This is a genomic window from Nonomuraea sp. NPDC004580, assembly GCF_040609855.1.
Classification (GTDB): domain Bacteria; phylum Actinomycetota; class Actinomycetes; order Streptosporangiales; family Streptosporangiaceae; genus Nonomuraea; species Nonomuraea salmonea.
This window is the reverse complement of sequence record NZ_JBEXLH010000086.1, coordinates 1-14,336: the sequence shown is the minus strand read 5'-3', so window position 1 is coordinate 14,336 and position 14,336 is coordinate 1. Positions and strand designations below refer to the sequence as shown.

Sequence of the window (14,336 nt, the reverse complement as noted above, 5' to 3'; positions counted from 1 at the left end):
CCGTGCACGGGCATCCGATGGGAAGGTAGCGACCGTGCTGGACCGCACGGCGCCGCCGGCGGGCGTCGGGGTGCCCGCGCCCGGCTTCGCGGCGATGAGAGAGCCGGCAGGAGAGGTCATGGCGCGGGGCGCGGCCGGGGTGATGTGCCCTGACCCCGCCGTCAGCAGCGGGCGGCGGTGCCGTTCCCGGCCGAGCGGATGCCGCTGCCGACGCGTACGGCGTAGTAGTTCGACCGGAACCGGTCGAAGATCGCGTTGTCCTCCAGCTGCAGCAGCGCCTCGTCGGCCTGGCGCAGGGAGTTCCAGCTCCAGTTGTGGCTGCCGGTCCAGACGATCTTGCGGTCGGGCACGCCGTAGTACTTGCCCTCCACGAGCAGGTACTTGGAGTGGATCCCCGGCGACTATGAAGATCGCTTCATGACGCTAGCAGCGCACGCCGCAGCCGGCACCGCGTTCACGCGGACGGGGGGCTCAGCTCTGCCACCAGGCGAGCACCCGGAGCGCGCGCAGGGTGTTCCAGCGGCTCGGCAGCCCGACGCCCTCCTCGTACGCGAAGTGCACACGTCCCGGGTGAACCCGGTCGAGCGGCCAGCGGCCGTCGGGCTGCCGCTTCGCCTCGACGATCTCCACGGCTCCCGCCATCCGGGGGTCCGGCGCGGCCCCCGACCGGCGGAAGTAGTCGAGCGCGCGCAGCACGTCGTGCCGCCAGTAGTAGGGGAAGGCGAACTCCAGGAACGCCGGGTCGGCCACCTCGCCGGTGCTCCTGCGCCGGAACAGGCCGCGCTCCAGCAGGAACTCCTCCCCCGCGCGCCGCGCCTCCCGCACCTTCCCGTCGGCGCCGGTCGCGCGCTCGTACTCGAGCAGGCCGTCCAGCACGCTGAGCGTGGTGTGGAACGACGAGCGCACGGAGCCGTTCTCCGCCTCGCAGTTCCAGCCGCCGTCCTCCAGGCGCTCGTCCAGCAGGCGTGCGACGATCGCCGAGACGTCCACCCCGAAGTAGGCGCCGGCCTCGACCGTCCTGCCGTTGATGCACGGCTCGACCTCGCCGTCGAAGTAGCGCTGCCCGGCGTGCTCCCACCGGCCGTGCTCGTCGACCAGCGCGACCGCCTGCCTGGCCTGTGCCGACTCCGGGTCGAGCCCGAAGATCTGCAGGGTCTGCAGGGTGTGCATGGTCGTCGTCCAGGGCTGACCCGGCTCGCCGCCGGTGTAGCCCTTGGGGAAGCAGGCGCCGCCGTCCCACATCCCGTCGGCGCCCTGCAGGGCCAGCAGCCTGGCCCCCCAGCCTTCCGTGGCCACGCGTTCCCGCTCGGTGGCGACCTCTTCCGGCGCGGCGCCGGTGAGGTCGCGCAGCACCTGCCAGCGGATGGCGGGGTCGGAGCCGAGCAACCAGCCGATCACGTCCATCGCCGCACCGTACGCCAGGCGGACACCGCTATCAATGGGCGTCCCGTACGCTAGGTGAATTCGGTCGGCCGGCACCGATGAGTTTTCCGAACGGGGGAGGTCTCCATGGGCATGACGACACATTTGCTCAAGACTGACGAAGTCGATCTGGCCTACGACGTCCACGGCCCGCTGCCGGCCCAGGGCGGGCACCGGCCACTGTTCATGATCGGCCAGCCGATGGACGCCAATGGGTTCAGGGCGCTGGCCGCGCGCTTCACCGACCGTACGGTGATCACCTACGACCCGCGCGGCCTCGGCCGCAGCGTCCGCAAGGACGGCCGCGACGACCACACCCCGCAGACGCAGGCGGGCGACGTCCACGCGATCATCGAGGCCGTCGGCGGCCCGGTGGACATGTTCGCCAGCAGCGGCGGCGCGGTGACCGCGCTGGCCCTCGTGGCCGCCCACCCCGGCGACGTGCACACCCTGGTGGCGCACGAGCCGCCGGTCCTGTCGCTGCTGCCCGACGCCGAGGCCGCCCTGCGCGCCCGCGCCGGGGTCAAGGAGGCGTACGACGGCAAGGGCTGGGGCGCCGGCATGGTGGCCTTCATGGGGATGACGTCGTGGCAGGGCGAGTTCACCGACGACTACTTCGCCCAGCCCACCCCCGACCCGGCCGCGTACGGCATGCCGGCGGAGGACGACGGCTCCCGTGACGACCCGCTCCTGTCGGACCGCTCATGGGCGGTCAGCGACTACCGCCCCGACGCCGCCACCCTCCTCGCCGCCCCCACCCGCGTGGTGATCGCGGTCGGCGAGGAGTCGACCGGCGTCCTCACCGCCCGCACCGCCGAAGCCCTCGCCACCCTCCTGGGCCAGAAGGCCACCGTCTTCCCCAGCCACCACGGCGGCTTCCTGGACGGCGAGTTCGGCTACGCCGGCCAGCCAGACGCCTTCGCCGTCCGGCTCCGCGAAGTCCTCGACTCCGCCTGACCTCCGACCGCCCCAGGGGGAGCCTCCTCAACCTGAGAGGAGGCTCCCCCTGGCACAGGACGGCAGGCAGGGCTCCCCACCAGAGATGGAACACGGTGACCGCCTCCCGTTCGGCACCGGCCGCACGGCGAGGGGCTCGGCTCCCCCGCCCCACGCCCACCCACCGCGCGACATCGGACACCAGCCCTCTCCGCCCATGCCTGGGGAGGGCTGCTGCTTGTCTCCGCACCACCTCGGAGCCCGGGCGTTGACTTTCCTTGTTGGAAAGTGATTGACTTACCGCTATGGAAAGTCACGGTGCCGACGGCTTGGCCGCCATTGCGAGCGTGCGTGCGGCGCTGGCCGATCGGCTGGTCACGCCGTGGTGGTATCACCCCGGTTTCGCGGCGCTGCTGGGCGGATGCGTGCTCGCCCTCGGGCTCGGCGACGTCTTCGTCAAGATCGGCGGTTTTCTGCTGCTGATCGCGTGCAGCGCCCTGCTGGCCCGCGCCTATCGCCGGCTGACCGGTGTCTGGGTGTCCGGGTACGAAGCCGGGCCCGCCGGCCGGTGGCTCGGCATGCTGGGCGTGCTCACCGGCCTGACGTTCGTCGGAGCGCTCGCGGCCGGTGCGGTGACCGGCCTGCAGTGGCTCGTGTGGTGCCTGGCGGTGGTCGAGTGCGCCGGCACCGTCGTGCTGTGCCGGCGGTTCGACGCCGAGCTTCGCGCGGGCCTCAGGGCGGGCGCATGACCGGGCGGTTCGACGAGATCGTGCACGCCCCGAACCGCCTGCGCGTCTGCGCCCTCCTCGCCGCGTCGTCCAGCGCCGAGTTCGGGATGCTGCGCGACGTCCTCGGCGTGGCCGACTCGGTGCTCAGCAAGCATCTCAAGGTGCTGCAGGAGGCCGGCTACCTGACGATCTCGAAACCGACCGGCCGGGGCCGGGTCCGCACCTGGGTACGCCTCACGCCGGAGGGCCGCCGCGCCTACGCCGGCCACGTCGAAGCCCTCAAAGCCCTCTTCGACACCCCAGCCGAAGCGACCTCGCCCGCCGAACCGTCCCCCGAGCCCCGACGGCGCCGGTGACGATCACCCCACCGGGCCCCTCTGCCACCGCCCTGCCCTGACCGGATCCGCCGGCGTGAGCGCATGGCGCGTCCCATGGGAGGCGCGGCCACCGTCGCGCTGCCCCGCGCCTGGACAGCGTGACTCCACACCGTCCTGTCCATCCCGACCCCTGAGGTCTCTCATGACGAGCAACGCCATGCCTCCGACCGCCCGAAAGACGGCCACCGCCAAGAACCGGATCACGACGGTCGAGCAACTCGAAGCGATCATCGGGCGTCCGTCCGCGATGGTACGGATGAAGGAACTCGCCGAACTGGACGACGCCTGCCGCGACATGCTGGCCGTCGCCTCGCTCGCCGGCTTCGGCCACCTCGACGCCGGCGGCCGCCCCCGGACGACGGTCATCGGCGGCCGACCAGGCTTCGCCCGACCCGAATCATCCACCCGCCTGGCCATCGTCACAGACCTGGACGTGACAGGGCCCGTCTCTTTCGTCTTCCTGCTGCCCGGTGTCGGCGAGACCCTGCGCGTGAACGGCACGGTCGCCGAGCGAACACCCGGCCACCTGGTCATCACCGTCGAACAGGCATATGTGCACTGCGCCCGCGCAATCCTCCGCTCCCGCTTGTGGAGCCCCCCGGGCCGGCAGCGGCTCCCCACGTCCGCCGGGCGAAGGACACCCGCGATCACCACCGACGACCCACCGCCGCCGGGCAAGGACGCTCCCGGTCATCCGGCGGCCGACCGACCGTCAGAGACTGTGGGCGATCACCTCCGGCCACCAGCCCACGCAGGAGCCCCAGGGCGGCCGCCTGCGGATGCGGACGATCCCGGCGGCCCGTTGTCAGAGCCCGGCGTTCGTGAGGCGCTGGCGGCGACGCCGTTCGTCGTCCTGTCCTCCTGGGACGGCGACGGGAGCAGTGACACGAGCAGTGACACGAGCAGTGACACGAGCCCGCGCGGCGACGTGGCCGGATTCGTACGGGTACTGGACGGGCACACGCTCGCCATCCCCGACCGCCGGGGCAACAAGCGCGCGGACACCTCCCGCAACCTCCTCACCGACGGCCGGCTCTCGGCAGCCGCGCTGATGCCGGGGAGCACCGACGTGCTGCATCTCAGCGGCACCGCCGTACCGACCGACGACCCGGACCTGCTGGCAGGCATGGCACAGGGCAGCGCCGTGCCGCAGCTCGCCCTGGTCGTCACCGTGGAACACGCCGAGGTACGCCACAACCAGGCACTGGCCGACGCGAACATCTGGGACGCGTCCGGACACGCCGACGACGCCACCCGCACCGAGCTGATGGCCTCGACGACGCGGCAACTCGCCGCGAAGACACCCGCCCTGCGCGGCCTCGCGAAGCTGCTCGCCGTCTTCGCGCGACTGCTCCGGCGCGCCATCGACGCCACCTACCGGCGGGCCCTGCGCAAGGAGGGCTACGACCTGCCAACCCCTGATACGGCGACCGGTGCGAGCGACCGGCACGAACGGCAGAACGGCTGAGGCCGCGAAGGCTCCGTCAGGGTGCACCACCCAGCCCAGGACCGCCGGCCTGGCCGGACCCACTGCCTTGCCCAGGAGCGCCGCCCTGCCCGGGGTTGCCCGCCTCCGTGCGGTTGGAGGGGGCGCACCTGCCCTTGCAGTAGCCGTTGGCGAGGATCAGGCGTCCGCGCGCCACCGTGTAGGCGCTGGCCGGCACCCCCACCAGGACTCCCCCGCAGACGGTGCAGACGAGCGGCTGATCGGCGCCGGCCGGGGTGGCGAGGTCCGGCGGGCCGTGGCTCGCTTCGGGGGTGACGTTGGCGGTGGTGGGGGCGGTGGGGGCGGTGGTGGGGGCGGGGATGGGGACGGCGGGGTTGGACATGGCGATGCCGGCTGGTGACTCGGTCATGCGGTCACTCTGCCCAACGCCACCGACAAATCTCCTCCGAGGATCTCCTTTTCCCGGCGACCCCGTCATCCACCGCGGACCTCCCGTACGAATCTCCCGCGAACCACACGACACAAAGGAAGCAGGACACCGAACTACGGGGAGAGGCCATGAAGAAGACGATCACCGCTGTGCTGGCCGGGGGCGCGCTGCTGCTCACCGCCTCGCCCGCGCTCGCCGAGACCGCCCAGACCGCCGGGCCCACCCTGGGCCCGTACGGTTACGGCACGGTCAAGCTCGGCATGAGCGCGGCGAAGGCCAGGGCCACGGGAAAGATCGTGCTCAAGCGGCGGGCGGGGGCGTCCGGCTGCGCGGGCTACGACCTGCGGGCGTTTCCGACCGGGCGGAACAACGTGGGCGTCTACGTTTCAAGGCGGGTCGGCGTCGCCGTGATCCTGGCCGGCAAGGGCATGCGTACGCCGCGCGGCATCGGACTCGGCTCCACGATGAGGCAGGTCAACAGGGCGTACCCGGGGCTGAGGACGGCGCCGAGCGGGTTCCGGTTCGTGACGGTGCCCGGCAACCCGCGCGCGTACTACGCGTTCCTGGAGTCCAAGGGCAAGGTGCGCCAGCTGGTGCTGGCCCTCGACCGCCAGGACTGCGTCAACTGACGACGCGGCGGCCGGACCCGCGATCCCACCGGGTCCGGCCGCTTTCTGAGCGGGGGGCAGGATCACCGTAGCGATACCGCCGGCCGCAGCGGTACGTCCACTCGTTCGCTTCAGGCTTTGTGACATTCGTCAGGTTCGTACGGGTGGGCTGCTGGTTAGGGTGGCTGGCATGAAGGCCCGGTTCTGGACCTCCGTTTATCTCGTCGTCCTGGTGTGGCCGATTCCCGGGTTCCTCGCCTCGGGGCCGTCCCCCGCCGGGGTCGTGGCGGTGGTGACGGGGGTGGTGGGATTCGCCGGGCTGTATCTGCGGGTCGCGTGGACGGCGCTGGAGCGGCCGCATCGCAACGCCACCCCGTACGCGCTGATCCTGCTGTACGCGATCGCGGCGGCGATGGCGCCGGCGCTGGGCGTGATGTGGGTGTTCGCGACCTCGTTCTTCCTCATCACGGCGGTCGCCACGGCGCTGCCCGAGCGGGCCCTGCCGCCGGCGGCGGGCGCGACGATCGCGGCGGGCACGGCCGCTCTGCCGCTGCTCGGCGAGTCCCCGGCGGAGCTGTGGTGGATCCCGCTGCAGGCGGCGGTGTTCACCGCCGCCATTCGCGCTTTTCTCCGGCTCAACGCCGCCAACCGGGCGCTGAGCGAGGCCAACGTCAAGGTGGAACGGCTGGCGGTGGACAACGAGCGGCTGCGGTTCGCCCGCGACATGCACGATCTTCTCGGCCACAGCCTGGCGGTCATGACGGTGAAGAGCCAGCTCGCCGCCCGGCTGGCCGGCGCCGACCCGGCACGGGCCAGAGCCGAGATGGAGCAGGTGGAGGAGCTGTCCAGGCAGGCGCTCGCTGAGGTGCGCGAGGCGATCTCGGGCTACCGGGAGCTGTCGCTGCCCGACGAGCTGGACGGCGCGCGCCGCGCGCTCGGCACCGCCGGTGTCCGGCTGGAGGTGGCGGTCGGGCCGCTCCCCCCGGCCGCGGAACCTGTGCTGGCCTGGGTGGTCAGGGAGGGCACGACGAACGTCGTCCGGCACAGCGGCGCCCGTACCTGCCGTATCAGGCTCGGCGTGGCGGACGGGCAGGCGTACGCGGAGGTGCGTGACGACGGCCGGGGATCGGAAGACGCAGCTGACGGGTGCGCCGGCAACGGCCTGCGCGGCCTCGCCGAGCGCATCGAGGTCGCCGGCGGCATCCTCACCGGCGGCCCGGCGGAGGACGGCGGTTTCCTGCTCAGCGCGCGCATCCCGGTGCCCGGCACCGCGCCACTCGCCCGCGCCTGCCCAGCGGACCTGTCGTGATCCGCGCGCCCCATTGGGGGGCGGGTCCCGCCGCCGGCCCGCACCGCTCCCAGGGATCCGTCATGCTCCACGTTCCGCAGTCCGGCGGCGTGTCGCTCACTCCGCCTTCAGGGGGTCGCCGTGATTCGTGTGCTGCTGGCCGACGATCAGCATCTGGTCAGGGAGGCGCTGGCGGCGTTGCTGGGGCTGGAGGAAGGGATCGAGGTGGTCGGGCAGGTCAGCCGGGGGGACGAGGTCGCTGGGGCGGTGCAGCGGTGCCGGCCTGACGTGGTGCTGCTCGACATCGAGATGCCGGGGCTGGACGGGCTGACCGCGGCGGGCCTGCTGGACGGCGTCAAGGTGATCATTCTGACCACGTTCGGCCGGCCCGGGTATCTGCGGCGGGCGAAGGACGCGGGCGTGGCCGGGTACGTGCTCAAGGACGCCCGAGCCGGTGAGCTGGCCGACGCGGTACGCCTGGTGCACGCCGGTGGCCAGGTCTTCGACCGCGGGCTCTCCGCCGCCAGCCTGTCCGTCGGCGCGAACCCGCTCACCAGCCGCGAACGGGACGTCCTCCGCGCGGCAGCGGAGGGCGGCACCATCGCCGACATCGCGGGACGCCTCTACCTGTCCGACGGCACCGTACGCAATTACCTGTCGTCGGCGATCGGCAAGCTGGGCGCGCGCAACCGGGCCGAGGCGGCGCGTGCCGCGGAGGCCAGAGGCTGGCTCTGACGACCGCGGCAACCCCTGACGATCGTCACTACCGGCCCGATCCGGCGCTCGCGAGGCTGGAGACATGCTGAAACGTGTCGCGCCCGCCATCGGGCTCTTCTTCCTCTCGCCGCTGGCCGGCGAGTTCCTGCTGGGCAACCTGCCCATCACCATGCTGCCGGCGCTCGTGGCGCTGGCCCCGCTGTACGGAGGCGGCGCCCTGCTCATCCGCGAACTGGCCAGGCGCACGGGCGCAGGCTGGCCGGGCATCGTCCTGCTGGCGCTGGCGTACGCGCTGATCGAGGAGGGCCTGGTCACCCGCTCGTTGTTCGCCCCGAGCTTCGCGGGGATGGACCTGACGGCTCAGGCGTGGATTCCCGGGGTCGAGATGAGCGCCTGGTGGGCCGGCTTCGTGCTCGGCGGCGTGCACGTCGCGGGCAGCGTCTGCGCCCCGATCGCGGTCATGGAGGCGCTGGTGCCCGCCAGGGCGTCGGAGCCGTGGCTGCGCGTGCCCGGCCTGGTGGCGGCGGGGGTGCTGTTCGTGCTGGGCGCGGTGATGGCGTCCGCGTTCGATCCGGGGGCGTACGTGCCGTCGGCCGCGCAGGTCGTGGGCGTGCTGGTGGCGGTGGCGCTGCTCGCGTTCGTGGCGCTGCGCCGCAGGACGGCAGGGACGGACGCGGGCCAGGCGCCGGGGCCGTGGCCGGTGCTCGGCTGCTCGATGGCGGCGGGCGCGGTGTTCTGGCTGGCGAACCTGGCCTCCGGGATGCTCGGCGCGTGGCCGGTGGTCGCGATCAACCTGGCGGTGTACGCCGTCGTCTGCGTCCTGGCGGTCCGCTGGTCGCGCCGGTCGGGCTGGGGCCTGCGCCAGACGTTCGCGCTGGGTGCGGGGAGCATGCTCACGTACGCCTGGCACGGTTTTCTGCAGCCCTCCGCCGTACCGGTGGCGCCGGCGGCCGACCTGGTGGGCGACGTGGTGTTCGCCGTCGCCGCCGTCGCGCTCCTGGCGGTGATCGCCGCCCGCCTGAGGACGAGCGTCATGGAGCTCAGCTGACGTCGGTCCCCTTGCGCGTCAGGCCCTGGCCGGTGCCGACACCGCACAGCAGGGTGTCGACCACGCGGGTGGCGGCGGCGTCGATCTCGCACTCGCGCATCCGCGCCGCCACCCCGATCAGCGCGTAATAGACCCACTTGGCCCAGTCCAGGTCCGCGTCGGCGCGCAGCACGCCGTCGTCCTTGGCCCGCTGGAGCAGGCGGTCGCAGCGCAGCTCCACCTCGGCGTGCGCCCAGGCGGGCTCGCTGTCGCCGGGCCTGTCGAGCTCGAGCGCGAACGGCCACTGCCGCTTGACCCGCAGCACGTTGACCGCCACCTGGTAGAGCGCGACCAGCGGCGGGGTGGTCTCGGGGTGTGCGGCGTCCACGGCAGCGCCGAACTCGCGGGCCGCCACCGCGGCCAGCGCCTCCAGCAGCGCCTCGCGGGAGGCGAAGCGGCGGTGGACGGTCGTGCGCGCCACCCCGGCCGCCTCGGCGACCTGCTCCATGCTCGCCGCCGGATCCGCGCCGAACACCCGCTCCGCGGCCTCCAGGATCGTGCGCACCGTGCGCTCGGCGTCGGAACGCAACGCCCGGGTCGTCCCACTCACGCCCAGAAGAATACGTGATCGCTCCGCTTACGCGCGAACTTGCAACAAATCTGTGCAAGTTCTATGGTTGCCGCAACGACATTGATGCGACTAGCACGTGGAGATGACATGGATCTGCACCTCAGCGGCAAGACGGCCGTGGTCACGGGCGCGAGCAAGGGCCTCGGCCTGGCGATCGTGCGGACGCTGACGGCCGAGGGCATGCGGGTCGTCGCGGCGGCGCGTACGATCACCCCTCAGCTCAAGGAGACCGGCGCGGTCACGGTGTCGGCCGACCTCGCCACCCCCGGCGGGCCCGGCGAGCTGATCACGCAGGCGCTCGCCGAGCTGGGCGAGCTCGACCTGCTGGTCAACAACGTCGGCGGTGGCGACGCGACCGCCGAGGTCGCCGGCCCGTTCGCGGACATGAGCGACGACCTCTGGCAGCGCACCTACGAGCTGAACCTCTTCAGCGCCATCCGCGCCACCCGCGCCGCCCTGCCCAGCCTGCTGCGGCGGCGCGGCAGCGTGGTCAACATCTCCTCCATCTCGGCGCGGATGCCGAGCGGCGGGCCGATGCCGTACGCGACGGCCAAGGCGGCGCTGACCGTGTTCGGCAAGGCGCTGTCGGAGGAGGTCGGGCCGAAGGGGGTGCGGGTCAACACGATCTCCCCCGGCGCCGTCCGCACCGCGATGTGGGAGGAGCCGGGCGGGTACGGCGCTCTGCTGGCCGGGATGCACGGGGTGGAGCTGGAGCAGTTCCTCGCCGGCCTGCCGGCGGCCACCGGCGTGACGACCGGCCGGCTCATCGAGCCCGAAGAGATCGCCTCGCTGGTGGCGTGGCTGGCCTCACCCCACGCGGCCAGCGTCACCGGCGCCGATCACATCATCGACGGCGGCGTCATCAAGACCGCCTGACCCGCCCGGCTCAGGGGGTGGCGGCGTGCGGGCGGGCCGGTGTGTTTCAGGCGGGTGCCGCGGCGGGGTCGGGCTCGCCCGCCTGGCGGGCGCGGGAGCGGTAGCGCAGGGGCGACATGCCCACCTCGCGCTTGAACGCGGTGCTGAACGCGCTCTCCGACCCGTAACCCAGCTCGGCGGCCAGCGACCCGACGCGCACGTCGCCGTCGCGCAGGGCCCGCCGCGCCAGCAGCATCCGCCACCGGCCGAGGTACGTCAGCGGCGGCACCCCCGCCAGCCTCCTGAAGCGCTCGGCGAACGAGGTGCGCGACATCGCGGCGGCCCTGGCCAGCTCCTCCAGGCTCCAGGGCCGGCCGGGCTCGCCGTGCATGAGGGTGAGCGCGGGGCTCAGGCGCTCGTCGGTCATCACCCGCAGCCAGCCAGGGGGCAGGTCGGCCTGATCGACGTAGGCGCGCAGCAGCTCGAGCACCAGGAGCTGGGCGTACTGCCGGATCGCGAACGCCGACCCCACCCGGCCCGCGCTCGCCTCCTCGGCCAGCAGGCGCAGGCTGCGGTGCAGGGCGGAGGCATCGGCGGCGCGCACGTGCCCCACGGGCGGCAGCGCCTGCGCGAGCAGCGTCCGCCCGACGTGGTTGACCTCGATGTGGCCGCCCACGACGACGTCGGGCGGGCCGTCGCCGTCGTCGTGGCCGTAGGAGTTGTAGCCGGGCCCCGGCAGGAAGTCGCACACCGGCCCGTCGCCGGCGCCGCCCTCGATGTGCAGCCACGAGCGCCCGTTCAGGATGGCGACCTCGCCCGGCCCGAGCTCGATCGGCGTGTCGAGGCCGTCGGCGAGCAGCCGCCCGTGCCCGTGGACCATCGCGATGAGCTTCAGCGGGTCGCCGATCTCGTGCCGCGACCGCCAGGGGCCGTACACCTCGAACGCGCCCGTCATCTGGCCGCGCACCTCGACGAGTTCGAACACCTCTGAGAGCTGGTCACCGCGCATGGCCGTACTATCGAGCAGAAAATACGCACTGTCAATTATTCAGAGTACGGACGGCGGCGGCCAGAGTTGGAGGCATGAACGACACACAGCATCCCATCGGGTCCGGATTCACCGCCGCCTCCACCGCCGACGACGTGCTCAAGGGCATCGACCTGTCCGGCAGGAACGTCATCGTCACCGGCGGGCACAACGGCATCGGACTGGAGACCACCCGGGCACTGAGCAGGGCGGGCGCGTCGGTCCTCGTGGGCGCGCGCAGCCCCGAGCGTGCGGCTCCGGCGCTGGAGGGCATCGAGCGGGTCGAGGTCGACCGGCTCGACCTGCTCGACCCCGCCTCGATCGGCGCCTTCGCCGACCGCTGTCTCGCGTCGGGACGTCCGCTGCACATCCTGATCAACAACGCCGGCATCATGTCCGGGCCGCTGGTCAGGGACGCGCGCGGGTACGAGTCCCAGTTCGCCACCAACCACCTCGGCCACTTCCAGCTCACGCTCGGCCTGCTGCCCGCCCTGCGCGCCGCGCACGGCGCCCGCGTCGTGAACGTGACCTCCGGCGGGCACCGGCTGTCCGACATCCGGTGGGACGACCCGCACTTCACCACCGGCTACGAGGGCATGCTCGGCTACGGCCAGTCCAAGACGGCCAACGTGCTGTTCGCCGTCGAGCTGGACCGCCGGTGGAAGGCCGACGGCATCCGCGGGTACGCCGTGCACCCCGGCATCGTTCACGGCACCGACCTCGGGCCTCACCTGGCCGTCGGCGAGGAGCGCCGGCAGTGGCTGAGCGACGCCGAGCTGCGGGCCATGGGCATCATCGACGAGTCCGGCCGGCCGGTACACGACCCCGACCGCGAGCTGAAGACCCCGCAGCAGGGGGCTTCGACCAGCGTCTTCGCGGCGACCAGCCCGCTGCTCGACGACATCGGCGGCGTCTACCTGAAGGACAACGACATCTCGCCGGTGGACGAACCGACCGAGATCAACTTCGGCACCGACGACGAGATCCGCTCCTACGTCGTCCCCCACGCCCTCGACCCGGAGTCGGCCCGCCGCCTCTGGGACCTGAGCGAACGCCTGCTCAACACCTGACCCCGCCGCGCTTGGACATGCCTCAAGGCATGCCTCGCCGTACGGGGCGTCGCGATCATCCTCGTACGGCGGTGTGCCGGCGAGGCGGTGATGGGCGGCCCGTACGCGCGCCTCCCCCTCCAGGTCACCGCGCTCGATGGCCAGGCATAGCATGGCCGGCTCGGTCAGGGCCCTGGCCCCGGCGATCTGCCGCCACCGCGCCGCCCCGGTGTCGGGGACGGCGAAGCCCCGGTTCGGGAGCCGTTCCGCCGGCCCCTCCCCCACGAGCCGCAACGCTCGCCGCCACCTCATACCGGACCGCTATTGTGTGATCTTGCTCGGACCTCGCCCGCCCTGGCTATTGTTGATCTCCACAATGCGGCGGAGGGGGATCACGACAGATGGCTCAGGACGAGTCCGAGGCGTCTCTGGGGAGCCGGTACGTGCTGCTGGAGGAGATCGGCGGCGGTGCCATGGGGACGGTACGGCGGGCGCGCCTGCGCGACACCGGCGAGATCGTGGCGGTCAAGCTGCTGCGCGACGGCCTGGCCGCCGACCAGGACCTGGTGCTGCGCTTCGTCCAGGAACGCAACGTCATGCGCAGCCTGCGCCACCCCCACATCGTGCCGGTACGCGACTTCGTCGTCGAAGGCGACCGGCTCGCCCTGGTCATGGACCTCGTCGAGGGCGGCGACCTGCGCGGCCTGCTGCGCCAGCGCGACACCCTGCCGCCGTCGGAGGCGGCCCGGCTGATGGCGCAGGTCGCCGAGGCGCTGGCCGCCGCGCACGCGCTCGGCGTCGTGCACCGGGACGTCAAGCCGGGGAACGTGCTGATCGACACCGCCGGGCGGGCGCGGCTGAGCGACTTCGGCGTGGCCCGCATCGTGCACGGACCCGGCCTGACCGGCACCAGCTCGATCATCGGCACCCCCGCCTACCTCGCCCCCGAGGTCGCCGAGGGTGACGCCGCCACGTCCGCCGTGGACGTCTACGCCCTCGGCCTCATCCTGTACGAGCTGCTCGCCGGCCGCCCGCCCTTCGCCGGCGACCACCCGATGGCGCTCCTCCGCCAGCACGCCACGGCCATGCCCCGCCGCCTCCCCGGCATGCCCGACGCCCTGTGGACGCTGATCTGGACCTGCTCCGCCAAGGACCCGGCCGCCCGCCCGGCCGCCGAAGCCGTCGCCGCCTCCCTCCACCAGGCGGCCCCGGCCCTGACCGGCCTCCCCGCCTTGCCCCCGGTCCCCCGCACCGACCCCGCTTCCTCCACCTCAGAACCCCTCCCCACCCCACCCAAGCCGACCCCCACCCCGTCGCAGGCGGCCTCCTCCCCCACCCCGGATCCGCTGCCCGCGGTCCCCAACCCCATGGGCCCCGCCACCAACCAGCAGCACTCCAGCCCTGGCGCCGCCACCAACCCCGAGCCTTGGCCGCCGCTCTCCGGCCCCGCGGCTCCCAGCGCGCTCAGCACCTCCGCCTCCCAGCCGCCCGGTTCCGGCACCCTGCCCCCGGGCCACCACGCTCCCTTCACGCCGGAGCCCCGCCCTCAGGCGGCGCCTTCCCAGCCGCCGTCCTCGCCTGAGCCGCCCACCTGGCCGCAAGGGGCCGGTGGCGGAGGCGCGGGGAGCCCCGCTCGGCCGTCGCGAAAGCGAGGCGTGCTCGTGGCGAGCGGAGCTCTGGCGGTGGCGCTGGCCGGGACGGCGCTGGTCGTGGCGGCGCCGTGGCGGCAGGAGGCCGCTCCCTGAAAGCCCCACCCCACGACAACGCCACCTGGAGCCTGACCGAAGCGGCGAA

16 protein-coding genes are annotated in these 14,336 nt (G+C 73.0%); 11 read left to right on the top strand and 5 right to left on the bottom strand.

The genetic code is table 11. The annotated features are described in order from the left end of the window. Nucleotides 1-161: 161 nt before the first annotated feature. The gene (locus tag ABZW11_RS42825; RefSeq protein ID WP_355431149.1) at nt 162-392 is read right to left on the bottom strand and encodes a phospholipase D-like domain-containing protein; all 231 of its coding nucleotides are present in this window, start codon (nt 390-392) and stop codon (nt 162-164) included. 79 nt (nt 393-471) lie between these two features. Next, the gene (locus tag ABZW11_RS42820; RefSeq protein ID WP_355431101.1) at nt 472-1,404 is read right to left on the bottom strand and encodes a squalene cyclase; all 933 of its coding nucleotides are present in this window, start codon (nt 1,402-1,404) and stop codon (nt 472-474) included. Nucleotides 1,405-1,515: 111 nt separating this feature from the next. Here ABZW11_RS42820 and ABZW11_RS42815 point away from each other — a divergent pair, with 111 nt between their 5' ends. The 4 genes from ABZW11_RS42815 (at nt 1,516) to ABZW11_RS42800 (ending at nt 4,931) form a co-directional block, all read left to right on the top strand. Continuing rightward, a complete protein-coding gene (locus tag ABZW11_RS42815) occupies nt 1,516-2,379 on the top strand; it encodes an alpha/beta hydrolase (RefSeq protein ID WP_355431099.1) in 864 nt (287 codons plus the stop codon). A gap of 308 nt (nt 2,380-2,687) precedes the next feature. Then, the gene (locus tag ABZW11_RS42810) at nt 2,688-3,107 is read left to right on the top strand and encodes a hypothetical protein (protein WP_355431096.1); all 420 of its coding nucleotides are present in this window, start codon (nt 2,688-2,690) and stop codon (nt 3,105-3,107) included. Next, nucleotides 3,104-3,442, top strand: a complete 339-nt coding sequence (locus tag ABZW11_RS42805) for a transcriptional regulator (protein ID WP_355431094.1) — start codon at nt 3,104-3,106, stop codon at nt 3,440-3,442. The genes ABZW11_RS42810 and ABZW11_RS42805 overlap by 4 nt, the downstream gene beginning before the upstream one ends. A 178-nt stretch (nt 3,443-3,620) precedes the next feature. After that, nucleotides 3,621-4,931 carry a hypothetical protein gene (locus ABZW11_RS42800; RefSeq protein WP_355431091.1) on the top strand — a complete coding sequence of 437 codons (1,311 nt, stop codon included), beginning with the start codon at nt 3,621-3,623 and terminating at the stop codon, nt 4,929-4,931. Nucleotides 4,932-4,947: 16 nt separating this feature from the next. On the opposite strand, the gene ABZW11_RS42795 is transcribed toward ABZW11_RS42800, so the two are convergent. Further along, complete coding sequence (locus tag ABZW11_RS42795) at nt 4,948-5,319, bottom strand: hypothetical protein (protein WP_355431088.1); 372 nt, start codon at nt 5,317-5,319, stop codon at nt 4,948-4,950. A 149-nt stretch (nt 5,320-5,468) separates the two neighbouring features. On the opposite strand from ABZW11_RS42795, the gene ABZW11_RS42790 reads away from it, so the two are divergent. The 4 genes from ABZW11_RS42790 to ABZW11_RS42775 all read left to right on the top strand — a co-directional run bounded on the left by ABZW11_RS42790 (nt 5,469) and on the right by ABZW11_RS42775 (nt 9,001). Then, entirely contained in the window at nt 5,469-5,969 is a 501-nt protein-coding gene (locus ABZW11_RS42790; RefSeq protein ID WP_355431085.1) for a hypothetical protein, read from the top strand. Between the two features lie 169 nt (nt 5,970-6,138). Further along, complete coding sequence (locus tag ABZW11_RS42785) at nt 6,139-7,257, top strand: sensor histidine kinase (protein ID WP_355431082.1); 1,119 nt, start codon at nt 6,139-6,141, stop codon at nt 7,255-7,257. A 120-nt stretch (nt 7,258-7,377) separates the two neighbouring features. Then, the gene (locus tag ABZW11_RS42780) at nt 7,378-7,971 is read left to right on the top strand and encodes a response regulator transcription factor (protein WP_355431079.1); all 594 of its coding nucleotides are present in this window, start codon (nt 7,378-7,380) and stop codon (nt 7,969-7,971) included. A gap of 64 nt (nt 7,972-8,035) precedes the next feature. Further along, nucleotides 8,036-9,001 carry a hypothetical protein gene (locus ABZW11_RS42775; protein WP_355431075.1) on the top strand — a complete coding sequence of 322 codons (966 nt, stop codon included), beginning with the start codon at nt 8,036-8,038 and terminating at the stop codon, nt 8,999-9,001. On the opposite strand, the gene ABZW11_RS42770 is transcribed toward ABZW11_RS42775, so the two are convergent. Continuing rightward, entirely contained in the window at nt 8,994-9,590 is a 597-nt protein-coding gene (locus ABZW11_RS42770) for a helix-turn-helix domain-containing protein (protein WP_355431072.1), read from the bottom strand. The two genes, ABZW11_RS42775 and ABZW11_RS42770, sit on opposite strands and share 8 nt — an antisense overlap. Nucleotides 9,591-9,698: 108 nt before the next feature. On the opposite strand from ABZW11_RS42770, the gene ABZW11_RS42765 reads away from it, so the two are divergent. Further along, a complete protein-coding gene (locus ABZW11_RS42765) occupies nt 9,699-10,487 on the top strand; it encodes an oxidoreductase (RefSeq protein WP_355431069.1) in 789 nt (262 codons plus the stop codon). Nucleotides 10,488-10,533: 46 nt separating this feature from the next. Here the strand turns inward: ABZW11_RS42765 and ABZW11_RS42760 are convergent, their stop codons facing one another. Next, the gene (locus tag ABZW11_RS42760; RefSeq protein ID WP_355431066.1) at nt 10,534-11,475 is read right to left on the bottom strand and encodes an AraC family transcriptional regulator; all 942 of its coding nucleotides are present in this window, start codon (nt 11,473-11,475) and stop codon (nt 10,534-10,536) included. A gap of 74 nt (nt 11,476-11,549) precedes the next feature. On the opposite strand from ABZW11_RS42760, the gene ABZW11_RS42755 reads away from it, so the two are divergent. Both ABZW11_RS42755 and ABZW11_RS42750 read left to right on the top strand, forming a co-directional pair. Beyond that, nucleotides 11,550-12,563, top strand: a complete 1,014-nt coding sequence (locus ABZW11_RS42755; protein WP_355431063.1) for an SDR family NAD(P)-dependent oxidoreductase — start codon at nt 11,550-11,552, stop codon at nt 12,561-12,563. A 380-nt stretch (nt 12,564-12,943) separates the two neighbouring features. Continuing rightward, on the top strand, nt 12,944-14,287 hold the full coding sequence (locus ABZW11_RS42750; protein ID WP_355431060.1) for a protein kinase: 1,344 nt from the start codon (nt 12,944-12,946) through the stop codon (nt 14,285-14,287). The last annotated feature ends 49 nt before the right edge of the window (nt 14,288-14,336 follow it).

Excerpts from the sequence above, each read along its gene's own strand:
- ABZW11_RS42790 (WP_355431085.1), top strand. The coding sequence starts at position 5,469 with ATGAAGAAGACGATCACCGCTGTGCTGGCCGGGGGCGCGCTGCTGCTC.
- ABZW11_RS42805 (WP_355431094.1), top strand. The coding sequence starts at position 3,104 with ATGACCGGGCGGTTCGACGAGATCGTGCACGCCCCGAACCGCCTGCGC.
- ABZW11_RS42815 (WP_355431099.1), top strand. The coding sequence starts at position 1,516 with ATGACGACACATTTGCTCAAGACTGACGAAGTCGATCTGGCCTACGAC.
- ABZW11_RS42785 (WP_355431082.1), top strand. The coding sequence starts at position 6,139 with ATGAAGGCCCGGTTCTGGACCTCCGTTTATCTCGTCGTCCTGGTGTGG.
- ABZW11_RS42765 (WP_355431069.1), top strand. The coding sequence starts at position 9,699 with ATGGATCTGCACCTCAGCGGCAAGACGGCCGTGGTCACGGGCGCGAGC.
- ABZW11_RS42820 (WP_355431101.1), bottom strand. The coding sequence starts at position 1,404 with ATGGACGTGATCGGCTGGTTGCTCGGCTCCGACCCCGCCATCCGCTGG.
- ABZW11_RS42755 (WP_355431063.1), top strand. The coding sequence starts at position 11,550 with ATGAACGACACACAGCATCCCATCGGGTCCGGATTCACCGCCGCCTCC.
- ABZW11_RS42775 (WP_355431075.1), top strand. The coding sequence starts at position 8,036 with ATGCTGAAACGTGTCGCGCCCGCCATCGGGCTCTTCTTCCTCTCGCCG.
- ABZW11_RS42795 (WP_355431088.1), bottom strand. The coding sequence starts at position 5,319 with ATGACCGAGTCACCAGCCGGCATCGCCATGTCCAACCCCGCCGTCCCC.
- ABZW11_RS42800 (WP_355431091.1), top strand. The coding sequence starts at position 3,621 with ATGCCTCCGACCGCCCGAAAGACGGCCACCGCCAAGAACCGGATCACG.
- ABZW11_RS42750 (WP_355431060.1), top strand. The coding sequence starts at position 12,944 with ATGGCTCAGGACGAGTCCGAGGCGTCTCTGGGGAGCCGGTACGTGCTG.
- ABZW11_RS42760 (WP_355431066.1), bottom strand. The coding sequence starts at position 11,475 with ATGCGCGGTGACCAGCTCTCAGAGGTGTTCGAACTCGTCGAGGTGCGC.